Annotated in this window: 15 protein-coding genes and 1 tRNA gene; 11 read left to right on the forward strand and 5 right to left on the reverse strand. The window is 34.9% G+C overall.

Going from position 1 to position 17,535, the window contains the following annotated elements:
- The first annotated feature begins 98 nt into the window (after positions 1–98).
- Positions 99–1,925, forward strand: a complete 1,827-nt coding sequence (locus ACZ5CF_RS03065; RefSeq protein WP_464580297.1) for a cation:proton antiporter — start codon at positions 99–101, stop codon at positions 1,923–1,925.
- A gap of 4 nt (positions 1,926–1,929) precedes the next feature.
- Here ACZ5CF_RS03065 and lepA read toward each other — a convergent pair whose 3' ends face one another.
- Positions 1,930–3,726, reverse strand: coding sequence for a translation elongation factor 4 (gene lepA / locus ACZ5CF_RS03070; protein ID WP_464580298.1), 1,797 nt, complete (start codon positions 3,724–3,726; stop codon positions 1,930–1,932).
- A gap of 197 nt (positions 3,727–3,923) precedes the next feature.
- Here lepA and ACZ5CF_RS03075 point away from each other — a divergent pair, with 197 nt between their 5' ends.
- A complete protein-coding gene (locus ACZ5CF_RS03075; protein WP_464580299.1) occupies positions 3,924–6,329 on the forward strand; it encodes an outer membrane beta-barrel protein in 2,406 nt (801 codons plus the stop codon).
- On the opposite strand, the gene ACZ5CF_RS03080 is transcribed toward ACZ5CF_RS03075, so the two are convergent.
- Positions 6,326–7,429 carry a TolB family protein gene (locus ACZ5CF_RS03080; protein ID WP_464580300.1) on the reverse strand — a complete coding sequence of 368 codons (1,104 nt, stop codon included), beginning with the start codon at positions 7,427–7,429 and terminating at the stop codon, positions 6,326–6,328. The two genes, ACZ5CF_RS03075 and ACZ5CF_RS03080, sit on opposite strands and share 4 nt — an antisense overlap.
- A gap of 46 nt (positions 7,430–7,475) precedes the next feature.
- Between ACZ5CF_RS03080 and ACZ5CF_RS03085 the strand changes: the two genes are divergently transcribed.
- Together ACZ5CF_RS03085 and dusB are read left to right on the forward strand one after the other, a co-directional pair.
- Positions 7,476–8,699, forward strand: a complete 1,224-nt coding sequence (locus tag ACZ5CF_RS03085) for a M20/M25/M40 family metallo-hydrolase (protein WP_464580302.1) — start codon at positions 7,476–7,478, stop codon at positions 8,697–8,699.
- 42 nt (positions 8,700–8,741) lie between these two features.
- Positions 8,742–9,737, forward strand: a complete 996-nt coding sequence (dusB, locus tag ACZ5CF_RS03090; RefSeq protein WP_464580303.1) for a tRNA dihydrouridine synthase DusB — start codon at positions 8,742–8,744, stop codon at positions 9,735–9,737.
- A 1-nt stretch (position 9,738) separates the two neighbouring features.
- On the opposite strand, the gene ACZ5CF_RS03095 is transcribed toward dusB, so the two are convergent.
- Together ACZ5CF_RS03095 and rbfA are read right to left on the reverse strand one after the other, a co-directional pair.
- Positions 9,739–10,938: an ABC transporter permease gene (locus ACZ5CF_RS03095; RefSeq protein WP_464580304.1), complete on the reverse strand. Its 1,200-nt coding sequence runs from the start codon at positions 10,936–10,938 to the stop codon at positions 9,739–9,741.
- Between the two features lie 3 nt (positions 10,939–10,941).
- Entirely contained in the window at positions 10,942–11,334 is a 393-nt protein-coding gene (gene rbfA, locus ACZ5CF_RS03100; protein ID WP_464580305.1) for a 30S ribosome-binding factor RbfA, read from the reverse strand.
- A gap of 67 nt (positions 11,335–11,401) precedes the next feature.
- Here rbfA and mce point away from each other — a divergent pair, with 67 nt between their 5' ends.
- The 3 genes from mce (at position 11,402) to ACZ5CF_RS03115 (ending at position 13,815) form a co-directional block, all read left to right on the forward strand.
- Positions 11,402–11,806 (forward strand): methylmalonyl-CoA epimerase, encoded by a 405-nt coding sequence (gene mce, locus ACZ5CF_RS03105; RefSeq protein ID WP_464580307.1) that lies wholly within the window; start codon positions 11,402–11,404, stop codon positions 11,804–11,806.
- A 57-nt stretch (positions 11,807–11,863) separates the two neighbouring features.
- Positions 11,864–11,937 (forward strand) — tRNA-Ile (locus ACZ5CF_RS03110).
- 117 nt (positions 11,938–12,054) lie between these two features.
- Complete coding sequence (locus ACZ5CF_RS03115) at positions 12,055–13,815, forward strand: carboxypeptidase-like regulatory domain-containing protein (RefSeq protein ID WP_464580309.1); 1,761 nt, start codon at positions 12,055–12,057, stop codon at positions 13,813–13,815.
- On the opposite strand, the gene ACZ5CF_RS03120 is transcribed toward ACZ5CF_RS03115, so the two are convergent.
- Positions 13,812–14,405 (reverse strand): riboflavin synthase, encoded by a 594-nt coding sequence (locus ACZ5CF_RS03120; RefSeq protein WP_464580310.1) that lies wholly within the window; start codon positions 14,403–14,405, stop codon positions 13,812–13,814. The two genes, ACZ5CF_RS03115 and ACZ5CF_RS03120, sit on opposite strands and share 4 nt — an antisense overlap.
- Positions 14,406–14,468: 63 nt before the next feature.
- On the opposite strand from ACZ5CF_RS03120, the gene pdxA reads away from it, so the two are divergent.
- From pdxA to ACZ5CF_RS03140, 4 genes are all read left to right on the forward strand, one after another.
- Complete coding sequence (gene pdxA / locus ACZ5CF_RS03125) at positions 14,469–15,509, forward strand: 4-hydroxythreonine-4-phosphate dehydrogenase PdxA (protein ID WP_464580311.1); 1,041 nt, start codon at positions 14,469–14,471, stop codon at positions 15,507–15,509.
- A gap of 100 nt (positions 15,510–15,609) precedes the next feature.
- Positions 15,610–16,149, forward strand: a complete 540-nt coding sequence (locus ACZ5CF_RS03130; protein WP_464580312.1) for a YceD family protein — start codon at positions 15,610–15,612, stop codon at positions 16,147–16,149.
- A 12-nt stretch (positions 16,150–16,161) separates the two neighbouring features.
- The gene (gene rpmF / locus ACZ5CF_RS03135) at positions 16,162–16,359 is read left to right on the forward strand and encodes a 50S ribosomal protein L32 (RefSeq protein ID WP_464580313.1); all 198 of its coding nucleotides are present in this window, start codon (positions 16,162–16,164) and stop codon (positions 16,357–16,359) included.
- A gap of 176 nt (positions 16,360–16,535) precedes the next feature.
- A complete protein-coding gene (locus tag ACZ5CF_RS03140; RefSeq protein ID WP_464580314.1) occupies positions 16,536–17,534 on the forward strand; it encodes a beta-ketoacyl-ACP synthase III in 999 nt (332 codons plus the stop codon).
- The last annotated feature ends 1 nt before the right edge of the window (position 17,535 follow it).

Below are 17,535 nucleotides of genomic sequence, written 5' to 3' on the forward strand. Positions count from 1 at the left end.
TTAAAAGGGCTTTAGCGTAATAATGAAAGCAAAAAAGAATGTATTTTTTTTAGAACGGATAAATGTTATTTTTGGTAAATAAATTAACTCGAACACAAATGGTAGAATTAGCCGGAATTATAATTTTAGGGATTTTAGCACAATGGGTTGCATGGAAATTTAAGATTCCAGCAATTTTACCACTAATTTTAATAGGAATTCTTGTTGGGCCAATATCAGCAGAGTATTTTACCGAAGACGGCTCTAAATGGATTGAACCAATTTGGAACGGACAAAAAGGTCTTTTTCCCGGAGAGAGCTTGTTTTATTTTGTGTCTTTAGCCATAGGCATTATTCTTTTTGAAGGAGGGCTAACGTTAAAGTTTAATGAAATTAAAAATGTTGGTCCGGTTATTACTAAACTAATTACATTAGGCGCATTAGTAACCTTTATTGGAGGTGCCATTGCAGCACACTTTATATTTAGCTTAGGCTGGGAAATATCTTTTTTATTTTCTGCACTTATAATAGTTACGGGCCCAACCGTAATAACCCCTATTTTAAGAAACATACCTCTTAAAAAAGATGTTTCTGCTGTATTAAAATGGGAAGGAATTTTGATTGATCCAATTGGAGCGCTTGTTGCCGTTTTAGTGTTTGAATTTATTAGTGTAGATGCAGGAGGAGAATTTACGGTTACCGCACTTATTGAGTTTGCAAAAATAGTGGTGTTCGGAACTACTTTTGGCTTTACATTTGCCCACGGACTTAATTTTGTAAACAACAAAAAATGGGTGCCACACTATTTATTAAACGTAGTTGCGTTGGCCTGTGTTTTAGGAGTTTTTGTATTATCAGAAAGCTTTGCTCACGAGTCCGGGCTTCTTGCAGTAGTAGTAATGGGAATGGTACTTGGCAACTCTGAGTCTGCGTATTTAAAAGACTTATTGTACTTTAAAGAATCATTAAGTGTACTGCTAATATCTATTCTATTTATTCTGTTGGCAGCAAATATTAACATGAGCGAATTAATGTTAATTTTTAACTGGAAAACAGTAATACTATTTGCTACGGTTGTATTTGTTTTACGCCCACTGGGAATTATGCTTTGTACAATAAACTCTACCTTAAAATTTAACGAGAAACTTTTTGTAAGTTGGGTAGGGCCACGCGGAATTGTAGCTGCAGGAATCGCTTCGTTATTCGGATTAAACTTAGCCAGTAAAGGAGTTCCGGGAGCAGAATATATTACTCCGTTGGTTTTTATGATTGTTTTAGGCACGGTATTACTTAATGCAACTACAGCGCGTTATTTTGCAAAATTATCAAGGGTATTTTTAGAAAAATCAGAAGGATTTTTAATTGTAGGAGCCTCTAAATCGGCACGACTTATTGCCCATTACTTAAAAAACAACAATAAACATGTTGTGCTTTTAGACAGTAACCCAAACAACATTAGTAAAGCAAAAGAATTAAATATTGAAGCAATTAATGCTAATATTTATTCAGACACATTAACAGACAATATAGAGCTTAACGACGTTGGCTATTTAATGGCACTAACACCAAACACAGAAATTAATAAGTACGCTATTAAGAAATTTAAAAATTACTTTGGTGAGAATGGTACTTACGGATTGGTTTCTGCTGATGAGGTTGGAGGAATAACACCATCGGATGTATTAAGCGGTACTACTGATAGCTTTGGATATTTTAATAGAATCACAAAAAAATATCCTTCGGTAAACGAAATGAAGCTAAAAGACAAACTACATTTAAATAAAGTACTAGATAAAGCCGCTAAGGAAGGAGAATTCATACCTTTATTTTTAAAGAAAGACAACGGAGAGATAACATTTATTTCTCAAAATGGCACAGAAAAAGAGCTTGCCAAAAACACAAAATTAGTGTACTTAGGCAAGCCCTTAGATATTGAAGAACAATAATTTGTTAATCGTTTAATTTTAGTACGGCCATAAAGGCTTGTTGCGGAATCTCAACATTTCCAATTTGGCGCATACGCTTTTTACCTTTTTTCTGCTTCTCTAAAAGCTTACGCTTTCTAGAAATATCTCCTCCGTAACATTTAGCAGTTACATCTTTACGTAATGCTTTTATGGTTTCGCGAGATATAATTTTGCTTCCAATAGCAGCCTGAATAGGAATATCAAACTGTTGTCTTGGAATGAGTTCTCTAAGCTTTTCGCACATTTTTTTACCTATAGTATAAGCATTGTCTGCATGTACTAAAGCAGAAAGGGCATCAACAGAGTTACCATTAATTAAAATATCAACTTTAACCAGTTTAGACGGGCGCATTCCAATTGGGGAATAATCAAAAGAAGCGTATCCTTTAGAAACAGTTTTTAATCTATCGTAAAAATCAAAAACTATTTCTGCCAAAGGCATATCAAAATTTAGCTCAACGCGCTCAGGGGTTAAATATGTTTGGTTGGTTATTTCTCCTCTTTTGTCTATACATAAACTCATTACAGGCCCTACAAAATCTGCCTTAGTAATAATAGAAGCTTTTATGTAAGGTTCTTCTACCCTGTCTAAAGTAGAAGGATCGGGTAAATCTGAAGGGTTATTAACTATAATGGTTTTTTCCGGCTCTTTTTTTGTGTAGGCATGATAGCTTACGTTAGGTACTGTTGTAATAACAGTCATATCGAACTCTCGTTCTAAACGCTCCTGAATAATTTCTAAGTGAAGCATGCCTAAAAAACCACATCTAAAACCAAAACCTAATGCAGCAGAACTCTCCGGAATAAAAACTAACGACGCATCGTTTAGTTGTAGTTTTTCCATAGAAGCTCTGAGCTCTTCGTAATCTTCTGTATCTACCGGATAAATACCGGCAAAAACCATTGGTTTTACATCTTCAAAACCAGAAATAGCATTTTTAGTTGGGTTTTTAGCATCTGTAATGGTATCACCAACCTTAACATCTCTGGCGTCTTTAATTCCGGTAATTAAATACCCAACATCTCCCGCTTTAATCTCGTTTTTAGGAACTTGATTTAGCTTTAAAGTACCTACTTCATCGGCTGTGTACGATTTTCCGGTTGCAACAAATTTTATTTCTTGATTTTTTCTGATAGAACCGTTAAACACTCTAAAATAGGTTTCTACTCCTCTAAACGGATTATAAACCGAGTCGAAAATTAGGGCTTGTAATGGCTCGTCTGGGTTTCCTTTTGGTGCCGGAATACGCTCTATAATTGCAGCTAAAATCTCTTCAATTCCGAGGCCGGTTTTAGCACTGGCCGGAATTACATCTTCAGGGTCACACCCAAGTAAATCTACAATATCGTCTGTAACTTCTTCCGGATTAGCACTTGGCAAATCTACCTTATTTAAAACAGGAATAATTTCCAGATCGTTTTCAAGGGCTAAATACAGGTTAGAGATTGTTTGTGCTTGTATGCTTTGTGCTGCATCTACAACTAATAAAGCTCCTTCACAAGCAGCAATAGATCTAGAAACCTCGTATGAGAAATCTACGTGACCGGGAGTATCAATAAGGTTTAATATATAAGTTTCTCCTTTGTAAGTATACTCCATTTGTATAGCGTGGCTTTTTATAGTTATACCACGCTCACGCTCCAGATCCATGTTATCTAAAAGTTGGTCTTGTTTTTCGCGCTCAGTAACCGATCCGGTGTAATCTAATAACCGGTCGGCCAGAGTACTTTTACCATGGTCTATGTGGGCAATAATGCAAAAGTTTCTAATATGCTTCATATAGCATTAACGAACTAAAATTTTAATGTGCAAATATAGTTTATTTACAGGCGATTGATAAAAAAATGACCGTTTTGAAAAAAAATAGTATAACATATATCTTTGTTTGTAAGATAATTACTATATTTTCAAGCTAAAACTTTTTTACAGTCGTGTTTTAAAGCAAAAAATAACCATTAACCAACCAAAACTTTAGTATGACTAATAACTACTTCACTACCTGTATTGCTATGCTCTTTACTGTTTTGGTAGTAGGGCAAAACTATGATATTACCGGAAGGCTGGTTGACGAAACTACTGCAGGAATTCCCTTTGCTAATATTGTACTACAGGATGCAGAAACGCAACAAATAACAACAGGAACCACAACAGATGCAGAAGGCAGGTTTTTATTAGAGAATGTTGCAGAAAACAAATACATACTTAAAATAAGTTATTTAGGTTTTGAGAATAAGCAGTTTACACTTACTGTAAACTCTAATATAGATTTAGGAAATATTGAAATTAGTACTACCCAAGAAGAATTAGACGAAGTTGTTGTTACAGGAAGAAAACCAACCGTAGAACTTAAGGCAGATAGGCTGGTATTTAATGTAGAGAACTCTACTTTAAGTGACGGAGACACATGGCAATTACTTTCTAAAACCCCCACGCTTGTAGAAATTAGCGGAGAGCTTTTAGTAAAAGGAAGAGACGCACCAACTATTTATATTAACGACAGAAAAGTGTATTTATCTTCAGAAGAGCTCAGACAATTTCTAGAAAGCACTCCTGCTAATGTTATAAAATCTGTTGAGGTTATTACAAACCCGCCTGCCAGATATGAAGCAGCCGGAGGAGCAGTAATTAACATAATAACCACAAAAAACTTAATAGCAGGCTATAATGGCAGCTTATTTGGTAGCTCAAGCAAAGGAATTTTATGGCGAAACTCTATCGGAACAAACCATTATTTTAAAGCTAAAGGAGTTAATTTTTTTACAAGCTATAATTATGCAAACAGACATTATAGAGCGAGGTTTGAAGAAGAAGTTACTTTTAGCAACAATTTACAACCTTACGGAAAGTGGAGCACAAACACAACCCAACAAACCAGATACGAAGAGCATTCTTTAAACAGTAATGTAGATTTTCAGTTATCAGAGAATCAATCACTTGGATTTTCGGCTAATTTATTTTTTAATCCGCATTACAAAAGAACAACAAATGCTTTTACAGAAGCAACAAATGTAACAGACCAAACGGTAGATTCTACTTTTTTTGCAACAAACAAAATACTTAGAGACGGAGAAAACATAGCACTTAACGCAAACTACGCTATTTCTTTAAATGATGAAGGGCAAAAACTTTCTGCAGATGTATTTTATATTGATACCAGAAGAGATCCTACGCAACGTGTTAGCACCCTTTATAATATTACAGCAAGCAATAATACTTACGAAAACCGATTTATAAACATAGCCGGCCAAGACACTAAAATATACGCCGGGCAATTAGACTATGTTTTACCAAGTGAATCTAGCATTTTCGAGACTGGTATTAAAGCAACTAAAGTTGAAACTACAAGCGCTGTAGACCAAAATAGATTGCAAGGCAATAGCCCGGAATTTCAAGATTTATTTGAGTACAACGAAACCAATCTAGCAGCGTATGTTAGTTATGAAAAAGAGTGGGAAAAATGGAGTTTAAAGGTTGGGCTTAGAGGAGAGAACACGAGTTTAAAAGGAATATCTTTTTCAGAAAATCAAACCAACACACAAGAGTATTTTCAATTGTTTCCAACATTTTATTTACTAAATAATGTAACAGATAATTACAGTTGGAATTTACAATATTCAAGACGAATTGATAGGCCCAACTACGGCGAGCTTAATCCGTTTAAATATTACTTAAATGATAACTCATTTCAGGTAGGAAACCCAAAGCTTCAACCCTCTATTGATGATAAAGTAACCTTTGGGCAAACCATAAAAAACCATACGTTTGAACTTTATTATTCGCAAAAAACAGATCCTTCATACTTGATTAGTTTTCAAGATAATGACAACCAAGAAATACAATACATTTATGCCAATGTAGAGAAGAATATTAATTTTGGGATAGACTATTTCTCTTACTTAACCATTACTAACAACTGGAGCATTAATACAGTACTGTCTTATTTTTATGATGAAGACCAATTTATTGCCATAGAAGATAATAATGAGCTTCTTAAAAATGATAGATGGGCAGCTTACGTATCTATAAACCACTACTTTACATTTTTAAAAGACCAAAGTTTAACAGCAGATATCTGGATGTATTATCTCTCTCCTATATCATGGGGAGGAACAGGAACCCAAAGCGAGTTAAAAACGGTAGATGTTAGTGTTACCAAAACATTTTGGGACAGGCGAGCATCATTAACAATTTCTGCATTAGATGTTTTTAACACCTTTGGAAAGCTACGTAACACCAATAAATACTTAAGCCAAAATCATTTTAAACAGGCTTATTATGATCAGCAAAGTATTGGTATAAGTTTTAGATATAAGTTTGGAAACTTTAAACTTTCTACCAACCAAAAAGGAATAGATTTAGACGAAAAAGATAGAATAAACTAATCTACCCATTCGGCAATAAATAGGTTTGTATCTCTTCCACCACCGTTGTTTCTGTTAGAAGAGAATACAAGGTATTTACCATTGTTAGAGAATACCGGAAAGGCATCAAAAGTATCGCTATGTGTAATACGCTCTAAGTTGGTGCCGTCTATATCTATCATGTACAAATTAAACGGAAATCCGCGCTCAGACTCAAAGTTAGATGAGAAAAGTATTTTTTCTCCCGAAGGGTGAAAAAATGGGCTCCAGTTGGCGTTACCAAGCTTTGTTAATTGTTTTAGGTTGCTTCCGTCTGCATCACAAATAAAAAGCTCCATCTCGGTTGGTTGTACCAAGCCTTCAGCTAATAAGGCTTTATATTCTGCAATTTCTTCTTCTGTTTTAGGCCTGGAGGCTCTAAAGATAATTTTAGTTCCGTCCGGAGAAAAGAAAGCTCCACCATCATAACCCAATTCATTGGTTATTTGTTTAACATCAGAGCCGTCTAGATTCATAGTATACAGCTCTAAATCACCACTACGCATAGAGGTAAATACAATTTTATCACCTTTAGGCGAAACGGTGGGCTCGGCATCGTATCCGGGCTCATTGGTAAGCTGCTTAACAATGTTTCCTTGTAAATCGGCCACAAAAATGTCGTAACTCTCATAAATAGGCCAAACATATTTGCCGTTTTTACGTAAAGGAGTTTCGGGGCACTCATCGCCACCTAAATGAGTAGAGGCATAAATTATATGCTTATTATCAGGCAAAAAATACGAGCAAGTAGTGCGCCCTTTTCCGGTACTAACCATTGGAGGCACAATACTATCAAAAACATCATTAAAATTCATTAAAAACATTTGGTCGCACGATACACCCCATTTTGGGTTGTTAGACTGAAAAACCAATTGCTCATCATTAAAACTCCAGTAAGCTTCTGCATTATCACCACCAAAAGTAATTTGGCGAAGCGATTTAAAATGCTTTTCTTCGGGATATATTAAAGAATTGTCAGAAACAGTATTTTGGTTTTGTTGGTTATTAGAATCTTGATTTTTAGTGTTGTTTTTACAACCAATCAAAAAGATAAAAACAACTAAAACAGAAAGTAAACGCATGACAGTTTATTTAACTAATTTTGTACAAAAATAAACCCTCTTGGCTATGAAACAATTAATTGCACTACTATTTTTAACTTCTTTAGTATCATGCAACTCTAAACAGGCGTTAGAAAACTATTTAAAAGAAGACGTGGCTTTTTTGGCAGCTGACGAATTAAAAGGAAGAGAAACAGGTACAGAAGGAGAAGTTAAAGCAGCAAATTATATAGCCGAAAGATTTAAAGAATTAGGGTTACAACCTAAAGGAACTGAGGGATACTTACAGCCTTTTAGGTTTGCTCCAAAAACCGATCCGCATCAAGAAATTGATTTCACCTCAAGTACAGATGGAACAATTACCGGACACAATGTGATAGGGTTTTTAGATAATAGTGCAGCAACAACCATTGTTATCGGAGCGCATTTTGATCATTTAGGATATGGAGGCCAGGGCTCGTTGCACAGAGGAGAAAAAGCCATTCATAACGGGGCAGACGACAACGCAAGTGGTGTAGCCATTATGTTGTACTTGGCAGGAAAACTTAAAGAATCAGAAAATAAAAACAACAACTATTTATTTATAGCCTTCTCTGGCGAAGAAATGGGACTTTTAGGCTCTAATTATTTTGTAAAAAACCCAACAATAGATTTAAGTACGGTAAACTATATGATTAATATGGACATGGTTGGGCGTCTTAAACCAGATAAAACCCTTGCCGTACATGGAGTAGGCACATCGCCAAGATGGTCGCAAACATTAAATGCCGTAAACAAAGAGTTTAAATTAGTAGAGCACGAGTCTGGTGTTGGCCCATCAGACCACACCTCTTTTTACTTAAATAATATTCCTGTTTTACATTTTTTTACAGGGCAACATGAAGATTATCATAAACCGGGAGATGACTACAACAAGCTTAATTACGACGGGATGCAAGCCATTGGCAATTATATATTTAATGTAATTACAGAATTAAATGATGATGGCAAACTTGCTTTTAGAAAAACAAAAAACGAAAGCCAAGAAGCCCCTCGCTTTAAAGTTACTCTTGGGGTAATACCAGATTATTTGTTTAGTGGTAAAGGAATGCGTATAGATGGTGTTAGTGAAGATAAACCCGCCCAAAAAGCAGGATTACAAAAAGGAGATGTGGTAATTAAGCTTGGTGAATTTGAAGTAACAGACATGATGAGCTACATGAAAGCGCTCTCTAAATTTGAAGAAGGAAACACAACCACTGTAGTAGTAGATAGAGACGGACAAACAATAGAAGCAGAGGTAACTTTTTAAAATAAACTGATTTTCAGTACTTTTGCAGCCCAATTTTTTAAGATGGTAAAAATAGGAAACATAGAACTTCCGGATTTTCCGCTACTTTTAGCGCCCATGGAAGATGTAAGCGACCCTCCGTTTAGAGCATTATGCAAAGAAAACGGAGCAGATGTAGTTTATACCGAGTTTATATCTAGCGAAGGCCTTATTAGAGCGGCTGCTAAAAGTGTTCAAAAACTTGATATCTACGAGAAAGAACGTCCTGTTGGGATACAGATTTTTGGAGCAGAAATGGATTCAATGCTCGAAGCCATAGATATTGTAGAGCAATCAAATCCGGATATAATAGATATTAACTTTGGGTGTCCTGTTAAGAAAGTAGTTTGTAAAAATGCAGGTGCCGGAATTTTACGAGACATTCCTCTAATGGTTAAGCTAACCGAAGCAATGGTAAAGCGCACCAAACTTCCGGTAACCGTTAAAACGCGTTTAGGCTGGGATAGCGATTCTATAAAAATTGTAGAAGTAGCCGAAAGACTTCAAGATGTTGGCATAAAAGCTATTTCTATTCACGGTAGAACCCGTGTACAAATGTATAAGGGTGATGCAGATTGGAAACCAATTGCCGAAGTAAAAAATAATCCAAGAATGCATATTCCGGTTTTTGGCAATGGAGATGTAAATACGCCTGAAAGAGCGGTCGAGATGCGAGATAAGTATGGTCTGGATGGTGCTATGATTGGTAGAGCAAGCATTGGTAACCCATGGTTTTTTAACCAGGTAAAACACTACTTTAAAACCGGAGAGCACTTGCCACCTCCAACCTTAGAAGAACGTGTAACTGCTGCAAGAAGACATTTACAGATGGCTATAGACTGGAAAGGAGAACGATTAGGAGTTTTAGAAACCAGACGCCACTATACCAATTATTTTAAAGGAATACCTCATTTTAAAGAATACCGAAACAAAATGGTAACCAGCGATGACCCTGCAGAGGTTTTTGCAACATTCGATGAGGTTTTAGAAAAGTTTTCTCATGTAGCGTTTGTAAGGTAAGTTATTGTAGCAACCGTTTAGAAATTCTGCTGGACGCTATTTTTGCAGATACATACCCTAAAACACTAATAGTAACCAACACAATAAAAATGTTGGTTATTTTTATTTCTACCGGATACGCAAGCGAAGGGGTAATTTTTAACCAGCCCCATAGTTGTTGTGAGCCAACTAAAGCAACACCGATTACAATACCTAAAGCACCACCTAATATAGAAACAAGAAAGCCTTGTAAAAAGAATATTTGTTTTAGTTGTTGTATTGGAGTTCCTAAGCTATAAAGCGTTTTTAAATTTTCTTTTTTATCTAACACCATCATTATTACTGCCCCAATTACATTAAAAAGCGCTATTATTAAAACAAGTGTAAAAATTAAGTAAGTAGCTAAATTCTCTGTATTTAGCATTTTGTATAATGCTTCATTGAGTTTTGCTCTGTTTTTAATAATTACTGCATCAGAAAAAATATTTTGAAGGTTTTTTTTAACCAAAGCCTCATCAACTTCCGAATGTAATTTTATGTTAATGCCGGTTATTTGTGTGCTATCTTTTTCAAGCAATACTCTAACAAGATTTAAAGGAGCAAACAAGTATTTTTTATCAAGTTCTTCGTTTAAAGAATATACTCCACTAACAACAACATTTAACTCGTTATAAGGTTTTGCTTGCCCTGTTAAAAAACCGGTTCCGGGTTTGGGGGCCAAAATAACCAACGGATTTAAATAATCATTCACTGCAAGCCCTAAGCTGTTAGCTATGCCTAAACCTGCAACCACATTGGCTTGATCAATAGCTAACCAATTACCATAATACATAATACTGTCTGTTGCAATTACAGTATTATAATGCTCCGGAACACCTTTTAAATAGGCAGGTTGATTTTTTTGTTTAAAAGATAATAAAATACGCTCCTCTATTTCTTCAGCAAAAGATGCTACTCCTTCAACATTACTAAGCTGTTGTTTATGTTGTTCTGTAACAGAAAAAAACTTGCCTTGAGCAGGCACTATTTTTAAGTCGGGGTCAAATTTGTTAGTAAACGATAAACTAAATGTTTTTAGTCCGGCAAAACCAGAAAGCACAATAAATAAAGAAGCAGCACCAATAACAATTACTAAAAATGTAATTTTATTGATTATGTTAATGGCATTTTGCGAACTTTTAGATACCAGGTATCTTTTGGCTATGTAAAATGGAAAATACAACCGCTATGATTTCTTTCTTTTATCTAACAAATCTGGGTTTTTAATAGGATTCTCATCTCCTTTCAGAGATTGCTCAATTTTATCAATATATTCTATAGAATCATCAACATAAAACAACAGTTCTGGCATGCGTCTTAACTGGTGTTTGGTGCGTTGAGCCAGCTCATGCTTAATAGATGGTTGCACGGCTTTTATCTCTTTTATAAGCTCAGAGGCTTTATCAGTAGGGAAAAAACTTAAATAGGCTTTTGCAATAGACAAGTCGGCAGTTACGCTAACTTTGGTAACCGAGATTAAAACACCTGTTATCCCACTGTCTAAAAGAGCACGTTGCAGCACTTCGGCTAAATCGCGCTGTATAACTCCGGCAATTTTTTTCTGTCTGTTGCTTTCCATGGCACAAAAATACAATTATATTTACAGTACATCGTACTTTTGCAGTAGTAAAGCAAAGTTAGTAAACATGAAAAAAATTGAACACTTAGGAATAGCGGTAAAAAATTTAGAAGCTTCTAACAAATTATTTAAGCAATTGTTAGGAGCTGAGCATTATAAAATAGAAAGTGTAGAAAGTGAAGGAGTAAAAACATCTTTTTTTAAAATAGGAGAAAGCAAAATAGAGTTGTTAGAGGCTACCAATCCAGATAGCCCGATAGCTAAGTTTATAGAAAAAAAAGGAGAAGGGATACATCATATTGCTTTTGATGTTGATGATATTGAGCAAGAAGTGCAACGATTAAAAGCAGAAGGTTTTGTAATTTTAAACGAAACACCTAAAAAAGGGGCTGATAATAAAAAGGTTGTATTTTTACACCCTAAAAGCACTAACGGAGTGTTAGTAGAGCTTTGTCAAGAAATTAAGCAATAGTGCTAAAAATGCTTGCAGCATTTTAAAATATGTAGTAATATTGCATCCCAATTTTCGGGTCCTATAGCTCAGTTGGTTAGAGCACTTGACTCATAATCAAGGGGTCCCTGGTTCGAGCCCAGGTGGGACCACTTAAAAAAACCCTCAGATATTCTGAGGGTTTTTTGTTTTTAACAGGTTTATATACTTACTTTTAGTATATTAATAGTCTTAAAAAAAAAGGATAAATACTTAATTATCTGTTTTAAATGTTAATTAAAAAAACATATAGCCTTTTAATAATAACTATTGTATTATTCTTAGGTATTTCAAATAAATTATTTTCTCAAACTTATATTGAAAGAGAAATTAAAGGAACAGTGTTTTACTTAGGCGCCCCTTTAAAAAATGTCTCAATCTATAATACAGACACTAAAAAAGGAACAGTTTCTTTAGCTAACGGGCAGTATTCTATTAAAGCAAAAAATGGAGATTTAATTCAATTTAGCCACATCGGGCTCAAAACGGTTTCTATAATTATAGAAGACATCACCCGGCAATTAGATATTAAAATGATAGACCAGGCGAATGAACTGGATGAGGTAGAGGTTATAGTAACGGTAAGTGATGGAAGAAAAATTGTAAAATCTGTTATAGCCGATAAAGATTTTGAAACGTCTAGAGGTAAAATTGACCCAAAAAGGGCGGGTTACGCTGTTTCTATTGTAGAAGGAAACGAAATAAATAATGCTTACCCCTCACTAAGCGAGGCTTTAAGAGGAAAAATGCCGGGCTTTCAAGTAGATATGTTTAGTGGTAAAGCCTACCTTCGCGGAAACTCTATGTCTATAACTCAAGATTATCCTGTAGGCTGGGAAGTAGATGGTGTTTTTTCGGCTAACGAACCTATATTAGATTTGAGTCAAATAAAACGAGTTTATGCGTTAAGAGGATTAGCTGCAACAAATAAATATGGGACTTTAGGAGCCGGTGGAGTAATTGTAGTAGAAACACATTACGGAGCTGTAGCAGGAGGAGGTCAAAAAGGAAAAAAAACAGCTAACAAGTACTTAAATAAAGAGTTTTATTATGGAGATGCTAAACAAAAAAACTTAGACTCACTTTTAATAAACAGTAGTTTAGCAAACATTAGTAAAGCAACAACTAAAGCACAAGCACTATCTATATATAATAACGAGCTTAAAAACGATGCTTATTTTTATAAAATAGAAGCAGCCAAAATACTATTCAATAAGTTTAACGATAGGCAAGCCACACTTTCTATATTAAATGAAGTAATTGAGAAAAACAGTGAAAACCCTGAAATTTTAAAAGCGTCAGCATATCAAATGCAAGAATTAGGGCTCAGGTTTGAAGCAGTAAACCTGTACCAAAAAATATTTAAACTCAGACCAACTTATAAACAATCATATAGAGATTTAGCTCATTCTTATGTTGATTATAACAACTTCAGTAAAGCATGGAGGCTATACATGTCTTACATTTTACAAAAAAACACAGTATCTGATGAAGGAATCGGGCAGTTAATTTTTAATGAAATGGAATGGCTTTATTATAAGAGAAACGCCCAATCTAATATAAAAGAGAATTTTGTCCCGGTAAATCAAACAATAGAGGATTTTACAAAAGATATAAGGTTTGTTTTAGAGTGGAACACCTCTGAAGCTGAATTTGACCTTGAATTTGTTAGTCCAGATCAACGAGTGTATACTTTTGAACACACATTACACGCAAATGAATCGAGAATATTAGACGAAAAAGAAAGAGGATATTCCAGTAAAGATTTTTTCATTGATGAAGTTGGAGCTGGAGATTGGCTAATTAACATTAATTATTTTGGCAACAAGAAAAACGACCCTACCTTTTTTAAACTAACAACATATTATAATTGGGGAAAACCTAACGAAAAAAAAGAAGTCAAAGTTGTTAAACTTAAACTTTTTCCAACAGAAAATAAAATAACACTACTTAAAATAAATAAAAGCAAAATGGAAAGCTTAAAGCCTTAAAGCGATTCCTTATTCATTAACCTGGCCACATATTTACCAATAACATCAAACTCTAAATTAACCACACTTCCAATGGTGTAATTTTTAAAATTGGTATACTCAAAAGTATAAGGAATAATTGCTACGCTAAAACTGTTTTTTTTAGCGTTAAACACGGTTAAACTAACACCATCTACAGTAATAGAGCCTTTTTCTATGGTTACGTTACCCGAAGCGGTATCATACTCAAAAGTAAAAATATAACTACCATCTTGCGGCTCTATACCTTTACAAACAGCAGTTTGGTCTATATGCCCTTGCACAATGTGCCCGTCTAACCTATCACCCAACTTCATGGCGCGCTCAATATTAACAAAATCGCCAACAGCAAGATTTCCAAGATTGGTTTTACGTAACGTTTCGTCTATTGCAGTAACCGTGTAACAATCATTTTCTATAGAAACTACAGTTAAACAAACACCATTATGAGCTACGCTTTGGTCTATTTTAAGCTCGTTAGTAATAGGAGACGAAAAGGTAAAATGTAAATTTTTGCCTTCGGGAGTAATAGCTATTACCTTTGCAGTGGTTTCAATTATGCCGGTAAACATCTTATTAGGTATAATTTATTACTTACTTTTACGGTGTAAAGTTAAACATTAAGGGTTAACAATATGAGTGACGGACAAAAAATACGAGTTGGAATATCTATTGGTGATTTAAATGGTATTGGATGTGAAGTTATTTTAAAAACATTTGAAGACTCCAGAATGTTAGATTTTTGTACGCCGGTGCTTTTTGCTTCTACCAAAACTATATCGCACCAACGTAAAGCACTTAATATTAATATCAATTATACAGGGGTAGATAAAGCATCTAAAATTGTTCTGGGTAAAATAAATGTTGTAAATGTTTGGAGAGACACCCCAAAAATAGAGTTTGGTAAAGCAACTAAAGAAAGCGGATTGTATGCTGTAAAATCATTACAAGCAGCTACACAAGCATTAAAAAATAATGAAGTAGATGTTTTGGTTACAGCACCCATTAATAAAAATAATGTGCAATCAGAAACCTTTACTTTTCCGGGGCATACAGACTACTTAGCTAAAGAGTTAGAAGGAGAGAGTTTAATGCTAATGGTGGCAGAAAACTTGAGAGTAGGGTTACTAACAGATCATATTCCTGTTAAAGATGTTGCCGAGGTTATTACACCTGAGCTTGTAGAGAAAAAAGTAGCTATTGTTACACAATCGTTGCAACAAGATTTTAAAATTAGAAAACCTAAAATAGCTATTTTAGGAATTAATCCGCATAGCGGAGATAATGGAACCATCGGGAATGAAGATCAGAAGATTTTAATACCAACCATAGAGCGAATACAAGAAACCGGACAGCTTGTTTATGGGCCATATTCTGCCGATAGCTTTTTTGCGTCAGACAGTTACAAAAAGTTCGATGCTATTTTAGCAGCCTACCACGACCAAGGATTAATACCGTTTAAAACACTCTCTTTTGGACATGGTGTTAATTTTACTGCCGGATTATCTAAAGTAAGAACATCACCAGATCACGGCACTGCATATGAAATTGCCGGGCAAGGCAAGGCAGACAACAACTCTTTTAAAGAGGCATTATTTTTAGCAATTAAAGTTTTTAAAAACAGAGAAGAGTATAAAGAAATAAGTCAAAGTCCGCTCCCAAAACTATCGCAGTAAAAGCTGTTAAAAAATATGTTGATAAGATTAGCAAAATAATCAAAAATGTATATCTTTGCATCCGCCTTTGCTGTAAGTGAGGGCTTTAAACTGAGCTGACATGAAAGAGTTTAAGGAGTTTAATATTCCTTTTTTAGGCTTAAAGCAAGGCAATCATCAGTTTAAATTTGAAATTGATAATTCGTTCTTTGAAGCTTTTGAGTTTGCCGAATTTAACCAAAGTAATGTTGAGGTTAATTTACAATTACATAAGGCCAGCAGTATGCTTGAGCTTCATTTTAGCTCGCAAGGCAATGTAAATGTAAATTGCGATGTTACTAACGAGCCGTATAATCAAATAATTAACGGTTCTTTAGATATAGTTGTTAAGTTTGGTGATGAGTATAATGATGAGGATGATGAAATTTTAATTCTCCCTCACGGAGAGCATCAAATAAATGTAGCACAATACATTTATGAAATGATTGTTCTTTCTGTCCCGGCTAAAAGAGTACATCCGGGCATTGCAGATGGAACCTTACAATCTGATATACTCACAAAACTCGAAGAATTAGGAGTAAAAGACTCAGAATCAATAGAAGAAATTAAAGAAACAGATCCCCGTTGGGACGCATTAAAAAAACTATTAACAGATAAATAAAAAGGAGTAACCATGGCACATCCTAAAAGAAAAGTCTCTAAAACAAGAAGAGATAAAAGAAGAACTCATTATAAGGCAAGTGCTTCACAAATAGCTATAGATCCAACAACCGGAGAAGCACACTTATACCACAGAGCACACTGGCATGAAGGAAAATTATACTACAGAGGGCAGGTGCTTATAGACAATACAGACGAAAATGCAGCCTAAAACTATATTAGGAGCATAAAAAAGTTAAAACTCTCACTTAAGTGAGGGTTTTTTTTATTTAAAACTTTTATAGAATTTAAAAACACGCTATTTTGCACCACATTTAGGCTAAAAATTAGTAATTTCAACAAATTTTTAGTCATTTTAGTGGGTTTTTTCACAAAACACGAGACACTATGAGTAAAGTTACAGCAGCTATTACCGCTGTAGGGGCGTATGTGCCGGATTATGTGTTAACTAACCAGATTCTCGAAACAATGGTAGACACCAATGACGAGTGGATTACAACACGTACCGGAATTAAAGAGCGTAGAATTTTAAAAGACGACTCTAAAGGAACTTCTTTTTTAGCCATTCAGGCAGCCCAAGACTTACTTTCTAAATCAAACCTAGATCCAAAAGAAATAGATTTAGTTTTAATAGCTACAGCAACTCCCGATATGCCCGTGGCATCAACAGCTGCTTATGTAGCTTCACAAATAGGGGCAACAAATGCATTCTCTTATGATTTGCAAGCTGCTTGCTCAAGCTTTCTTTTTGGAATGTCAACAGCGTCAAGCTACATAGAATCAGGACGCTACAAGAAAGTACTTTTAATAGGAGCAGATAAAATGTCTTCTATTATAGACTACACAGACAGAACTACGTGTATAATTTTTGGCGATGGAGCAGGAGCAGTTTTGTTTGAGCCAAATAATGATGGGCTTGGGTTAAAAGATGAGTATTTACGAACAGACGGTATTGGCAGGCAATTTTTAAAAATAGACGCTGGAGGATCACTACTTCCGGCTTCAGAAGAAACGGTAAAAAATAAGCAACACTATGTTTTTCAAGACGGGAAAACGGTGTTTAAGTTTGCAGTGTCTAACATGGCCGATGTGTCTGCTAAAATAATGGAACGAAACAATCTAACTCATGATGATGTTAATTGGCTGGTACCACACCAAGCTAACAAACGAATAATTGATGCTACCGCCAATAGAATGGGGTTAGATGATTCTAAGGTAATGATGAATATTCAAAAATATGGTAATACAACCTCAGCTACGCTTCCGTTATTGCTTAATGATTACGAAAAGCAACTTAAAAAAGGAGACAACCTAGTGTTTGCTGCTTTTGGAGGTGGGTTTACCTGGGGAGCTATTTACCTTAAATGGGCTTACAATACTAACTAAA

It is taken from the genome of Lutaonella thermophila (assembly GCF_055387725.1).

What these genes read in the sequence shown, in the direction of transcription:
- ACZ5CF_RS03065 (WP_464580297.1), top strand. Translation starts at nt 99, where the DNA reads ATGGTAGAATTAGCCGGAATTATAATTTTAGGGATTTTAGCACAATGG.
- lepA (WP_464580298.1), bottom strand. Translation starts at nt 3,726, where the DNA reads ATGAAGCATATTAGAAACTTTTGCATTATTGCCCACATAGACCATGGT.
- ACZ5CF_RS03075 (WP_464580299.1), top strand. Translation starts at nt 3,924, where the DNA reads ATGACTAATAACTACTTCACTACCTGTATTGCTATGCTCTTTACTGTT.
- ACZ5CF_RS03080 (WP_464580300.1), bottom strand. Translation starts at nt 7,429, where the DNA reads ATGCGTTTACTTTCTGTTTTAGTTGTTTTTATCTTTTTGATTGGTTGT.
- ACZ5CF_RS03085 (WP_464580302.1), top strand. Translation starts at nt 7,476, where the DNA reads ATGAAACAATTAATTGCACTACTATTTTTAACTTCTTTAGTATCATGC.
- dusB (WP_464580303.1), top strand. Translation starts at nt 8,742, where the DNA reads ATGGTAAAAATAGGAAACATAGAACTTCCGGATTTTCCGCTACTTTTA.
- rbfA (WP_464580305.1), bottom strand. Translation starts at nt 11,334, where the DNA reads ATGGAAAGCAACAGACAGAAAAAAATTGCCGGAGTTATACAGCGCGAT.
- mce (WP_464580307.1), top strand. Translation starts at nt 11,402, where the DNA reads ATGAAAAAAATTGAACACTTAGGAATAGCGGTAAAAAATTTAGAAGCT.
- ACZ5CF_RS03115 (WP_464580309.1), top strand. Translation starts at nt 12,055, where the DNA reads ATGTTAATTAAAAAAACATATAGCCTTTTAATAATAACTATTGTATTA.
- ACZ5CF_RS03120 (WP_464580310.1), bottom strand. Translation starts at nt 14,405, where the DNA reads ATGTTTACCGGCATAATTGAAACCACTGCAAAGGTAATAGCTATTACT.
- pdxA (WP_464580311.1), top strand. Translation starts at nt 14,469, where the DNA reads ATGAGTGACGGACAAAAAATACGAGTTGGAATATCTATTGGTGATTTA.
- ACZ5CF_RS03130 (WP_464580312.1), top strand. Translation starts at nt 15,610, where the DNA reads ATGAAAGAGTTTAAGGAGTTTAATATTCCTTTTTTAGGCTTAAAGCAA.
- rpmF (WP_464580313.1), top strand. Translation starts at nt 16,162, where the DNA reads ATGGCACATCCTAAAAGAAAAGTCTCTAAAACAAGAAGAGATAAAAGA.
- ACZ5CF_RS03140 (WP_464580314.1), top strand. Translation starts at nt 16,536, where the DNA reads ATGAGTAAAGTTACAGCAGCTATTACCGCTGTAGGGGCGTATGTGCCG.